The 12,505-nt window shown below is 35.7% G+C and carries 13 protein-coding genes; 1 reads left to right on the top strand and 12 read right to left on the bottom strand.

All coding sequences use genetic code 11. From position 1 onward, the window contains the following. Positions 1-137 precede the first annotated feature (137 nt). The 12 genes from C7K42_RS04645 to tsaB form a co-directional block, all read right to left on the bottom strand. Complete coding sequence (locus C7K42_RS04645) at positions 138-1,844, bottom strand: proline--tRNA ligase (protein WP_069029107.1); 1,707 nt, start codon at positions 1,842-1,844, stop codon at positions 138-140. Positions 1,845-1,928: 84 nt separating this feature from the next. Then, positions 1,929-3,194 (bottom strand): RIP metalloprotease RseP, encoded by a 1,266-nt coding sequence (rseP, locus tag C7K42_RS04650; protein WP_103083442.1) that lies wholly within the window; start codon positions 3,192-3,194, stop codon positions 1,929-1,931. 151 nt (positions 3,195-3,345) lie between these two features. Further along, entirely contained in the window at positions 3,346-4,152 is an 807-nt protein-coding gene (locus C7K42_RS04655; RefSeq protein ID WP_014125331.1) for a phosphatidate cytidylyltransferase, read from the bottom strand. Then, entirely contained in the window at positions 4,149-4,949 is an 801-nt protein-coding gene (uppS, locus tag C7K42_RS04660; protein ID WP_014125332.1) for an undecaprenyl pyrophosphate synthase, read from the bottom strand. Before uppS ends, C7K42_RS04655 begins: the two co-directional genes overlap by 4 nt. Before the next feature lie 431 nt (positions 4,950-5,380). Further along, a complete protein-coding gene (gene frr, locus C7K42_RS04665) occupies positions 5,381-5,938 on the bottom strand; it encodes a ribosome recycling factor (protein WP_014125333.1) in 558 nt (185 codons plus the stop codon). Between the two features lie 3 nt (positions 5,939-5,941). Beyond that, positions 5,942-6,661, bottom strand: coding sequence for a UMP kinase (gene pyrH, locus C7K42_RS04670; protein ID WP_041591846.1), 720 nt, complete (start codon positions 6,659-6,661; stop codon positions 5,942-5,944). Positions 6,662-6,875: 214 nt separating this feature from the next. Next, the gene (gene tsf / locus C7K42_RS04675; protein WP_014125335.1) at positions 6,876-7,757 is read right to left on the bottom strand and encodes a translation elongation factor Ts; all 882 of its coding nucleotides are present in this window, start codon (positions 7,755-7,757) and stop codon (positions 6,876-6,878) included. A 106-nt stretch (positions 7,758-7,863) separates the two neighbouring features. Continuing rightward, entirely contained in the window at positions 7,864-8,661 is a 798-nt protein-coding gene (gene rpsB / locus C7K42_RS04680) for a 30S ribosomal protein S2 (protein ID WP_014125336.1), read from the bottom strand. 203 nt (positions 8,662-8,864) lie between these two features. Next, the gene (tsaD, locus tag C7K42_RS04685; RefSeq protein WP_014125337.1) at positions 8,865-9,872 is read right to left on the bottom strand and encodes a tRNA (adenosine(37)-N6)-threonylcarbamoyltransferase complex transferase subunit TsaD; all 1,008 of its coding nucleotides are present in this window, start codon (positions 9,870-9,872) and stop codon (positions 8,865-8,867) included. Continuing rightward, positions 9,847-10,335, bottom strand: coding sequence for a ribosomal protein S18-alanine N-acetyltransferase (rimI, locus tag C7K42_RS04690; RefSeq protein WP_061840610.1), 489 nt, complete (start codon positions 10,333-10,335; stop codon positions 9,847-9,849). The genes tsaD and rimI (C7K42_RS04690) overlap by 26 nt, the downstream gene beginning before the upstream one ends. Next, positions 10,335-10,868 (bottom strand): ribosomal protein S18-alanine N-acetyltransferase, encoded by a 534-nt coding sequence (gene rimI / locus C7K42_RS04695; protein ID WP_014125339.1) that lies wholly within the window; start codon positions 10,866-10,868, stop codon positions 10,335-10,337. The genes rimI (C7K42_RS04690) and rimI (C7K42_RS04695) overlap by 1 nt, the downstream gene beginning before the upstream one ends. Next, positions 10,852-11,568 (bottom strand): tRNA (adenosine(37)-N6)-threonylcarbamoyltransferase complex dimerization subunit type 1 TsaB, encoded by a 717-nt coding sequence (gene tsaB / locus C7K42_RS04700; RefSeq protein WP_014125340.1) that lies wholly within the window; start codon positions 11,566-11,568, stop codon positions 10,852-10,854. The genes rimI (C7K42_RS04695) and tsaB overlap by 17 nt, the downstream gene beginning before the upstream one ends. Before the next feature lie 413 nt (positions 11,569-11,981). Between tsaB and C7K42_RS13280 the strand changes: the two genes are divergently transcribed. Further along, the gene (locus tag C7K42_RS13280; protein ID WP_014125341.1) at positions 11,982-12,485 is read left to right on the top strand and encodes an ABC transporter substrate-binding protein; all 504 of its coding nucleotides are present in this window, start codon (positions 11,982-11,984) and stop codon (positions 12,483-12,485) included. Positions 12,486-12,505: the final 20 nt, after the last annotated feature.

The raw sequence follows: 12,505 nt of genomic DNA on the forward strand, positions 1-12,505 counted from the left end.
TCATAAGATTTTTTGCTGACAAAACAACCGAACTATAAAAAGTTTGTTTTACGCTCTAATAGACACACATCGTAATTTTAAGCTAAACAAAACTTATCAAATATAGTTCGGTTCTTTTCTTATGTCACAGCCCTTTATCAGCCTTCTGAATTCAATAAAATTGCAAGTGTTGAAACTAATTCTTCTTTTTTCACTTCAATTTTTGCTTGCGTTTGTTTAAATTTAATACTGACAGCTCCTTCATTGGCTTTATTCCCAACAGTAATACGAACTGGGCAACCAATTAAATCCGCATCAGCAAATTTCACGCCGCTTCTTTCTTGTCTATCATCTACTAAAACTTGATAACCAGCTGCTAACATTATTTCTTCCACGCTATTAGTTAGCGCTGTTTGTTCTTCATCTTCCATATTCATTTGTACAATATGCAAGTCAAAAGGCGCAATCTCTGCTGGCCAATTAATTCCCTCTTCATCGCTATTTTGTTCCACGATGGTCGCTAATAAACGGCTGATTCCCAGCTCATAACACCCCATTTGTACTGGTACATGTTGTCCATTTTCATCTAATACAGCTGTTTTCAATCTTTCACTAAAATAAGTACCGACTTTTATCATACGTCCGACTTCGACACCTTTTTTTAGTTCTAAAGTTCCTAAATTATCAGGTGAGGTATCACCTTCTTGTACTAAACGTAAATCAGCATACTGGTCCACCGGAAAGTCTTTGTCCGGATTGACATTTTTCAAATAAGCATTTTCTTTATTTGCGCCTGCTAAAGCATTTGCCAAATCTTGAACTTGTAAATCTGCATAGATCTTACATTTATCTGGCACATCGACGGGACCTAAATAACTTAGAGATGTTTGAAAATACGCTTGGCTTTGTGTTTCATCAGCAGCAATTAATTGTGCTACTTCCAAATGTTTCTTAATCTTTAGCTCATTTACTTTCTGATCTGCCCGAACTAAAACAAGAACTGGCTTATCATCTGCTAAATAAAGTTGAGTCTTAATTGTTTTTTGCAAAGGAATAGATAAAGCTTGTGCTGCTTCTTCTAGATTTTCTTTTTTTTCAAAAGTAACTTCTTCGATTTCCTTGTTAGGTTCGTGAGATTTTTTTGAAATAAAAGCACTTGTTGCCGCCTGCAAGTCAGATGCATAATTACTTCCCGTTGAAAAAGCGCCAATTTTATCTCCTGACTCTGAAAGAGCCATATATTCAAAAGCATCGGTTTGTTCATCAATTTGACTATCTCCCAATAAACCTTTTACTTTAACGCCTAAACGTTCAAAAATATGTTCAAAGGCATTTTGGTAAGCACGATACATTTCATTTAAACTTTCCTCTGTTGCATGAAAAGAATAGGCATCGCTTAAGATAAATTCGTGGCTGCGCAATAAGCCAAAGCGTGAACGTTTATCATTACGGTATTTAGTAGCGATTTGAAAAAGGGTTAATGGCAATCGTTTATAAGAAGAAATTTCATCACCGATCAATTCACTAATTAGCCCTTCATAAGCAGAGCCTAAGACAAACTCTTTTCCTGTACGATTTTTTAAATTATAAGCTTTATCGTCATAACTAACTTCACTAGTATTTTCTAATAAAGATGACGGTAACAATGTTGGCATTTTGATTTCTACTGAACCAATTTTTTCAAACTCTTCACCAATGATCGCATACATTTTTTTTAATACACGAGTAGCTAAAGGTAAATAAGCGTAAACCCCCCCTGATACTTGTCGAATAAAACCAGCTCTTAACAGCAGCTGTAAATTCTTAGCTTCTGCATCGTTGGGAATTTCTCGCATTGTCGGAATTAAAAGTTTTGATTGTTTCATAATACACTCCTCATTTAAACAACACTTTTCTTTACTATACGAATTTGAAATAACGGCCAATCTGTCTAAATTAAGGGCCTGGGTTTAAAAGAAAAAGCGCTGGATATCATTCCAAGTGACTAATACCATTAATAACATCAACAAACCAAAACCTACTAAGGTAATCATCCCTTCTTTTTCTTCACTAATTGGTTTTCCACGTATAGCTTCGACTATATTAAGTAGTAATTTTCCACCGTCCAAACCAGGAATGGGTAGTAAGTTCACGATACCTAAATTGACTGATATCATAGCGGTCAAAAGTAAGACAGTCATAGCGCCTTGTTGAGCAGCTTGATCAGACATTTGGAAAATAGCAACTGGACCGCCTAATTGATCCAAACTAAAATTAGTTACCAAGTTTCTTAAGGCAGCTAAAATTTGGACAAGCATGTCCCAACTTTCTTTCACACCGCCTACTACTTTGTCCCAAAAACCAGTTTTAAGCGATGCTTGTACGCCCAATTGCCCAATATCTTGATTACCCGATTCTACGCTTTCAGGCGTTGCATCTACAGAAAAAGTTTGGTCATCCCGGTTAACTTCAAGCGATAACTCTTCATCAGGTTGTTGTTGAATCGTTTGTTGCAGTTCAGGCCAACTTGATACTTCTTCTTGGTCGATCGCTACAATTTCATCCCCCGACCTTAAACCGGCTGTTGCTGCTACACCTTCAGAATCTACTTCACCAAGTACTGTTGAGTCTTCATTAGGAACTCCACCTTGTAAAAATACAATGGCAATGAATAACACAATCGTTAATAAGAAATTATTCATAGGTCCCGCGAAATTTGTCAACATTCTTTGCCATAACTTAGCAGACTGAAACTGTACATCACTAGGTGCAATACGCAGCTGTGTACCGTCTTCTTCAATAATCATTGCCTCATGATTTACTGAATAGCTTGCTACATTATCTTCATTTCCATTAACAAATCCTGTAATTTCAAGCGCCTCAGTCAAATCATAACGAGTCACTTCTAAAGGGATCGCATTTTCTAACTGTACTTTTGAACTTGTATTGATTTTAATGACTTCGTTATTCTCATTTACTTCCAAAGATACCGGCATTCCAGCTTTTAGTTCTTCTTCATCCTCATAGCCTGCCATCCGAACATAACCACCCATCGGTATGGCTCGTATGGTATAAGTCGTACCGTCTTTAGCTTGGTGGCTGAATAGCTTAGGACCCATGCCGATAGAAAATTCACGGACTAAAATGCCCGATTTCTTAGCAAAATAAAAATGTCCAAATTCATGTATTACCACAACTACTGAAAAGACGATTAAAAATGTAATCAATGTCTTCATGGTATGTTTCCTCTCTTTCGTCAAAGTATCTCAAAGATTACTCATTATTTTATCATATCTTATGTAATTAACAATCAATGAGATTGATTGTAATAAGAATTTAAAAAAGCATTTCCGATCATTTCGAAAATGCTCAGTAACTTTTCTAATATTAGAATAAGCCAATCAGATGCATAATAGGGAAAACAAACAACATACTATCAAAGCGGTCTAAAACGCCACCATGCCCTGGTAAAATGTTACCTGAATCTTTCACTTGATAATGTCTTTTAATCGCTGACTCGACTAAATCGCCAAATTGACCGACCGCCGATAAAATGATTGTCCAAAAAAGCATGATAAAAGAACCGTATTCAAAATAAAGGCTTCCTGGATAAATAATCAAAAAGACAATTGCGATAAAAAGTGCGCTTAAAATACCGCCTATAGCACCTTCAACTGTTTTATTAGGAGATATCGCTGGCCAAAGACTTCGTTTACCATATTTTCTTCCTACCATATAAGCACCGATATCAGTAGCCCATACAATAAAAAGCCCGAACAAAAGTAGCAATAAACCAGTAGATCTTGCTTCTACAAAATTTTGCAACCCAACGCCTACATATAAACTAACTAATACAGGAAAACCCGCTTCATCAATAGTATACATATTTTTCGATAACACTGATACCCCTAATAAAAGCATAACAATGAAATAAAATAGGATTAACTTATCCGTTGTATCAGGCAAATACGAAAACCACGGATTATTGGGTAATACTAACACGAGTGCCCCAATAATTGATAAAATCCCTTCAAAACTGATAATTGCTAAGCCTTTCATTCTAAAGAGTTCGTAAACACCCACGACTGCTAGCAAAGCGCCTAATAATTGTACTGAAATTCCACCGAAATCAAAAAAGATAATGGGCAAAAAAAGTACCAAAGCGATAACAGCTGTAATGACCCGTTGTCTCATTTATTTTCCTCCTTGTTTTTCAAACCGCCAAAACGACGATTTCGATGTTGAAAAATTGCAATCGAGTTTTCAAGAGAGGCTTCGCTATAATCCGGCCATAACTCTTTTGTAAATAGTAGCTCGCTATAAGCGATTTGCCACAATAAAAAATTGCTGATACGTTCTTCGCCACTGGTGCGTATGAGAACTTCTGGATCACGAATTTCTTTGGGCAAAAATCCTGTCATCAAGTAGTCAGCGATAAAATCATCATCGATCTGCTCAACTTCAATATTTTTTGCGCTAATATCTGTTGCAATATTTTTTACTGCCGAAACCATTTCTGCACGACTGCCATAATTTAAAGCAAAGTTTAGAATCATTCCTGTATTTTCACTTGTTTGCTTTACCGCTCGATTGACTGCATCTTGTGTATGCGCTGGTAAGACATCATATTCTCCCATTACATTTACACGAACGTTTTCTTTCATTAACTCTGGCACAAAAGTATCAAAAAAGTCAACTGGTAATTGCATCAAAAAATTGACTTCTTCTTCAGGCCTTCTCCAATTTTCTGTCGAAAAAGCATAAAGTGTTAACACTTTAACGCCTAAATAAGAAGCATGCTTCGTGATCTTTTTTACTGTTTCCATACCTTCTTTGTGTCCAGCTACCCTGGGCAATCTGCGATTTTGTGCCCAACGTCCATTACCATCCATAATAATTGCTATATGTTTAGGCACAGGTAATTCTGAATCAAAAGTGTACTCTTGTTCTTCTTGAAAAGTTTTATTTTTTTCTGGAAAAAAACGCAACATTGTTTTTATCTCCTAACTTCATTCATCCCTAGATGTATGGGAAAGAAACAAAATTTTATCTTTCTTATTATAACAATAAACAAACTCATTGCCTATAATAATTGAAAATATGATTGAAAATATTAATAGAACAAAAGAATTTTTTAAAAATTACTATCCACTGAAAATAAAAGAAGGTCATCACTAATTTTATAATCCTTGCTCTTTTGCTAGCACAAAGGTTTGTTGTTTTTTTGAGCTATTCCTTCTCATTCAACATAAGCGTTTCTATGTGCTATCTGTTCTTATTCAACATAAGTTTACCGTTTTTATATGCTATCGTTTCTTTTTCGACATCGATTTGCTATTTCCTTTGTATTTATTTCCGATTTTTCATAAAAAAGCAAAATAAAAACAGAACCGGCTAGAGTTCTGTTTTTTTAAAGTAAGATTTACATTTCTAATAATTCGTTTTCCTTATCAGAAGATATATCATCGATATTTTTGATATTTTGATCTGTCAAATCTTGTATATCTTTTTCAGCAGTTCGCAAGTCATCTTCGGTAATGTCGCTATTTTTTTCTTGCTTTTTATATTCATCCATTGCTTCACGACGAGCATTTCTTACCGACACTTTTGCTGTTTCTGCATCTTTACCAACTTCTTTTGCTAATTCTTTCCGACGTTCTTCAGTCAGCTGAGGAATGACTAAACGAACGACTGAACCATCGTTAGTTGGCGTGATGCCAACATCAGAAGCCAAAATCGATTTTTCAATTTCTTGCAGCATTGTTTTATCAAATGGTTTGATCATCAATACTCGTGCTTCAGGAATGGTAATAGAAGCTAGTTGATTCAACGGTGTTGGCACACCATAATAGACAACATTCACACGATCTAATAAGCTTGCGTTTGCACGACCTGCGCGTATTTGTCCAAGTTGATATTGCAGATTGTCTGTAGCTTTTTCCATATTTTCTTTTGCTTGTTGAAAAACTTTATCTGCCATGTGTTATTTCCCCTTTACAGTTGTTCCGATATTTTCACCCATGACGGCGCGCTCGATATTTCCAGCTTTATTTAAATTAAATACTACCACTGGAATATCATTATCCATACTTAAAGAACTTGCGGTTGAATCCATGACTTCCAACCCTTTTGAGATAACTTCTAAATGCGTTAATTCTTCAAATTTAACAGCTGTTTCATCTTCTTTAGGGTCTGCTGAATAAACACCATCAACATTATTTTTAGCCATCAAAATAACATCTGCTTTAATCTCAGCAGCGCGCAAGGCAGCTGTAGTATCCGTTGAAAAATAAGGGTTGCCTGTACCACCAGCGAAAATAACAACTCTTCCTTTTTCAAGATGTCGTTCAGCACGACGACGAATATAAGGTTCAGCCACTTGACGCATTTCAATAGAAGTTTGTACCCGTGTTGGTACACCCACGTTTTCCAAAGTATCTTGTAATGCTAAAGCATTCATCACGGTTGCTAGCATTCCCATATAATCGGCTTGCGCACGTTCCATGCCAACTTGGGCACCAACTTGTCCTCGCCAAATGTTTCCACCGCCAACTATAATAGCTAATTCAACATTTAACTCATAAACCTTTTTTAATTCCTCAGCGATTTTTTGGATCGTTGGCGGATTGATGCCAAAGCCATCTTCGCCAGCTAATGCTTCACCGCTCAATTTTAGTACCACACGTTGATATTTTGGTTTCATCCTCACGATTCCTCCGTAAATTCTCTGTTATCATTGTAGCATATTCATTGTATTTGCGCAGTTGAAAAATTGCGCTTGTTTATTTTTTACTTTAAATAATAACTTTTTATTTTTGAATAATTTTATATACTGTTTTATTTGTGAAATGTTAACACACGGCTCACAAAAAATAGGAGCGCATCTGCATGCGTTCCTATTTTTAAGGAACTAACGATTATTGGTTAGCTTGACTCTTTACTTCGTCTGCAAAGTTTTCTTCTTTTTTCTCAATACCTTCGCCTACTTCATAGCGAACAAAAGTATTTACTGTAGCATTTTGTCCACTAACATATTTTTCAACTGTCATATCAGGATCTTTTACATAAGGTTGGTCAACTAAGCAAATTTCTGCTTTATATTTGTTCAAACGACCTTCAACCATTTTTTCAACAATTTTTTCAGGTTTACCTTCGTGTTGTGCTTGTTCGGTTAAAATAGATTTTTCATGTTCTAATTCATCTTGTGGAATTTGACTTTCATCGATATAACGAGGATTGATTGCTGCTACGTGCATAGCTATGTTTTTAGCAACTGACTCATCAGTTGTACCATTAACAACAGATAAAACAGCAATACTACCACCCATATGCAAATAAGAACCAAACGCAGCGTTGTCTGTTTTTTCAAGGACTTCAAAACGACGGAAACTGATTTTTTCACCAATCACTTGCGTTGCTTCAATTAAAGCTGCTTCAATATTGCCATTAGAAGTTTTTAATTTCATTGCTTCGTCCATATCAGCTGGTTTGTTTTTTGCAACAACTTCGGCAATTTCTTTTACTAGATTTTGGAATTTTTCGTTTTTAGAAACAAAGTCAGTTTCTGAGTTTACTTCGACAATAGCAGCCGTGTTTCCTGCAACAGCAACAGAAGCTAGTCCTTCAGCTGCCACGCGGTCACTCTTTTTAGCCGCTTTAGCCATTCCTTTTTCACGCAAAGAGTCTACAGCTTTTTCCATATCGCCTTCAACTTCTACTAGTGCTTTTTTAGCATCCATCATACCGACGCCTGTTTTATCACGTAATTCTTTTACTAATTTTGCTGAAATATTAGCCATTTATTTATTCCTCCTGCTTCATTTGTATAATATTTTTGAAAAAAAGCTGTTTCAAAGGAGAGTGCAGCTTTTCGCCCAGCCTTTGAAACAGCTCCGCTATTCAATCTTATTCAGCTGATTGATTATTACCTTCGACTACATCTACCATTTCTTCAAGTGAAGGAGCGTTTTCTGCAGTTACATTTTCTTCGTCTACAAAATCTTCTTCTGCGACTTCGTCTTCACCTTGATTACCTTCAATCAATGCATCAGCCATTTTTGAAGTAATCAACTTAACGGCACGAATTGCATCATCATTAGAAGGGATAACAACATCAATTTCATCTGGGTCACAGTTAGTATCAACCATTGCAACAATTGGGATACTCAATTTATGCGCTTCTTGAACAGCAATACGTTCTTTTCTAGGATCTACGATGTAAATAACATCTGGGATTCTAGGCATATCAGCAATACCACCCAAGAATTTTTCCAAACGATCGCGTTCTTTATTCAATCCTACAACTTCTTTTTTAGGAAGTACGTCAAAAGTACCATCTTCTTCCATACGATTGATATCTTTTAGGCGTGTCACGCGTTTTTGAATTGTTTGCCAGTTCGTTAAAGTTCCACCTAACCAACGATGGTTAACGTAGTATTGACCTGCACGGATTGCTTCATCTTTTATTGAATCTTGTGCTTGTTTTTTAGTACCTACAAATAGAGCAACGCCACCTTCTTCAGCAACCTCTCTCATATATTCATAAGCCGCATCTACTAACTTAACTGTTTTTTGCAAGTCAATGATGTAGATACCATTTCTTTCTGTGAAGATGTATTTCTTCATCTTCGGATTCCAGCGACGTGTTTGGTGACCAAAATGTACGCCGGCTTCTAGTAATTGTTTCATACTTAATACTGCCATTTTAATTCCTCCATGTGGTTTTATTTTCCTCTCCTATCGATCGTCTCATTGAAGAACTGAACAGTATCAGCACCACTTCGCTGATCACGATAAGATGTGGATTTAGTCTCTTTTCAGAAACCTTAAGCAGTATACTATAATTTCACTATATTTTCAACTATTTTATTCTTAAACTAGCTAATCTTCTATTGCTTGTGGAAAAACTAGAAACTTAGGCCTGGACAAGCATTTAGGCTTAAATCCGCTAGGTTATTTTTATTAAACTCAGTTTGTCCTGCTGCTGCGATCATCGCCGCATTATCCCCACATAAACGTAAACTTGGAATGATTAAAGTAGAATGAGGTAATTGTTCTTCCACTTTTTGTTTCATTGTTTCGCGCAATCCTTGATTTGCAGCTACTCCTCCTGCTAGAACCAACTGTTTAACAGGATAAGCCTTAGCAGCATGTATTGTTTTTTTTACCAACACTTCAACCACACTTGCTTGAAAACTAGCCGCTAAATCTTCTTGCGATAATGTTTCCTGACGTTGCTGGGCATTGTGGACAAGATTAATAAAAGCACTTTTTAGTCCACTAAAACTAAAGTCAAAGTTATCTTCTTGTAACATCGCACGAGGAAAATGATAATTGTCTTTTCCTAAATGAGCTAACTGGTCAATTTCTTTACCACTTGGATAACTCAAATTCAACACTCTTCCAACTTTATCATAAGCCTCTCCTGCTGCATCATCTCTGGTTTCTCCGATAATTTTATAAGAAGCGTCTTCTTTCATATAAACTAATTCTGTGTGCCCGCCACTGACAACTAAAGCTAGTAAAGGAAACTGCAATTCTTCTTCAAAACGCGCAGCATAAATATGTCCTGCAATATGATTTACTGGAATTAAGGGCAAATGATTAGCCCAAGCAAAAGCCTTAGCTGCCTGTACGCCAATTAACAAAGCGCCCACTAAACCTGGTCCATAAGTTACAGCCACAGCTGTTAAATCTTTTTTATCTATTTGTGCTTCTTGCAGGGCTTCATCAATACACAGGGTAATCTGTTCTACATGGTGACGGCTGGCAACTTCTGGAACCACGCCACCGAAACGTTTGTGACTTTTAATCTGTGAAGCTACAATATTGCTTAAAATCGTCTTACCATCTTTAACAATAGCAACACTTGTTTCATCACAGCTACTTTCAATACCTAATATCAATTCGCTCATTATCTTTTTCTGGCCTCACTTTTTTTACCATTACTAACGCGTCTTCTACCGGTTTTGAATAATATCCGGTTCTATGGCCTGTCTTATTAAAACCATTTTTTAAATACAAATTTTGAGCCGCCTGATTGGATACTCTTACTTCTAAGAAAATTTGCTCCACCTGTTCAGCTAAAGCTATTTGATTTAAATGATGCAATAAAAGATGTCCATAACCTTTTCCTTGTTCATCGGGTGAAATCGCCAGATTAAAGACTTCCATTTCATCCAAAAACTGATGATAACAAAGATAGGCTACAATCTCTTCATCTTCAAGGATCAGATACCCACAATGCTTATTGCGAATTTCTGCTTCAAATTGTTCTTTTGTCCAGGGAGAGCCTGCAGCAAAACTTTTACTAGACAACACAAATAGCTGCTGCGCTAATTTTTTTGGCGGAAAAAAACATTCATTAATTAAACGCATCACTTAACCTTCTTTACCATAAAAAGTGCGTCTTCATTTCCTATTCTATAATAATTTGCCATTCTTTTTTTAGCCTCATATCCTAGTTTACGATACAATCTTTTGGCATCGATATTACTTATCCGCACTTCTAATGAAATTGTCTGACAATGCTGTCTATAACCAAAAGCCTCAACTTCTTTTAGCAAAAATGAAGCAATACCTTTTTTTTGAAAATCTGGATGTATGGCTATATGTGTAATATGTAAGTCATCTAAAGAAGCTCGGCTACCGACAAAACCAATAATCTTATTTTGATATAAGACACACAAATACAAATGAGCATAACGTGAATACAATTCTGCTAAAAAAGCACTACGTGTCCAAGGAAGCTCGCCGGCATAAACCGTCCGCTCTAATTGGAGTAGTTCTTTAATATCTTCTGTGCTCATTTCACGTATTATAAATTTTTTGTCCGCAATTTCTTGTTCATGCGTGACATAACGTTCTTTGTGATGAAAAGTTGAAAACGCAGATCTAAATTTTTTCAACATAATTTTGCACCCCATTTTGATGCGTTTTTAACCATTTTTCTTCGGCTTCTACACGTTTCAGATAATTCGGTAAAAATTGATGAATATCACGAACAGGGCTTTCGTCTTGAGCTAATTGGCTAAGCACTACGCCATTAGGATAATCCCATTGTACAATCGAATTAATCTTTGCTAAAGGAAGTTTTTCAGAAATCTGCGGCTGAAATTTTTTTACATCAGCTCCCACAAAGCGACACGGTTGATCTTTTAACTGATCCAATAAGTTCTCAAGGGAAATATGCTGATCTTCTAAAATATTTATTAGTTTATGTTTTTTCCATTGATAAACGCCAGCGTAAACATTTTCTCTACGAGCATCAAAAAGTGGAACAATCCAATCCTGCTCATTGATACAATTGGCCGCAATCGTTTTTAAGCTTGAAATACCTACCAGATCTATAGACAAGGTATTTGCTAATGTTTTTGCTGTTGTTACACCAATGCGTAAACCTGTGTAAGACCCCGGTCCTTGAGCAACTGCGATACGGTCCAAATCAGCAGGTACTAGACCAACACTTTCCATTAAAAAATCTATCGCTGGCATCAACGTTTTACTATGTGTTTTATTTACCATCGTTTGTAATTGACCTAAAATTTCCTGATCTTCCATAATAGCAACTGCCATCGTCGGATTAGATGTGTCCATTGCCAGTACTTTCATTTGTCTGTTCCCTTCTTTTAAAATCCTTACATATCTTATCACGAATTTGTAAAAGAAACTAGGATTGACAACTTAGAATGAAATGTAAAAAATAGTAGAACTTTTTTTGTTATTATCTATTAACCTATTGAACTAGTAAAAAAAGAAAACATCCTTTGCTCACAAATGACTTAAAAAAATAAAACAATTTCTCCATAATGCAATTTTAATATATTAACAGAAACTGTTTTAGTGGCTTTTTCAAAACTTATATGTTATTTTTCAATTAAATATAAAGCGCATTCATTAGCGTTTAATTAGAAGATGGCCTTACAATTATATTATAAACTCATTGTTTTTAATTTATCAGTTTTCTTATTTAGTAACCCTGGCTTGTTAAAAAGTCTTATAAAAAAAGAAAGGCGGAAAATAATATGAGACAAAAGAAAAAATTTTTATTCAGTATCTTTATCAGTCTCATTTTTTTATTTTTAAGTGGTTTTAGTTTTTTCAATCGTTCCGAGGATAAGCAGAAAGTAGAGATTGAATTTTTTAATCAAAAATCAGAAATTGCTGAAGGGTTGCGCCATGCTGGTAAGTCTTTTGAAAAAGAGCATCCTAATGTAAAAGTCACCATTACTACTGTAACCTCAAGAGATGGTGGTGCTGCATTATTGTCAAAGTTTACCTCAGGGAATGCTCCCACAATGATGATGTTGGGTGGTTTACCAGATATTGATTTTTACAAAGATTATCTACTTGAAATGAGCGATCTCAAACTTACAGACGAAATGCTCCCACAACTTCTAGGAGCTGGAACGTTAGATGATGAGATTTTAGCATTACCTATGGGTATTGAAGGTTTTGGTTTTATGTATAATAAAGAAATTTTTGCTAAAGCTGGTATTGATCCAAAAAAAAATACAGAATTTTGCTGATTTCAAGCAAGTTGTTGAGA

The organism is Tetragenococcus halophilus subsp. halophilus DSM 20339 (assembly GCF_003841405.1).
GTDB classification, from domain to species: Bacteria; Bacillota; Bacilli; order Lactobacillales; family Enterococcaceae; genus Tetragenococcus; species Tetragenococcus halophilus.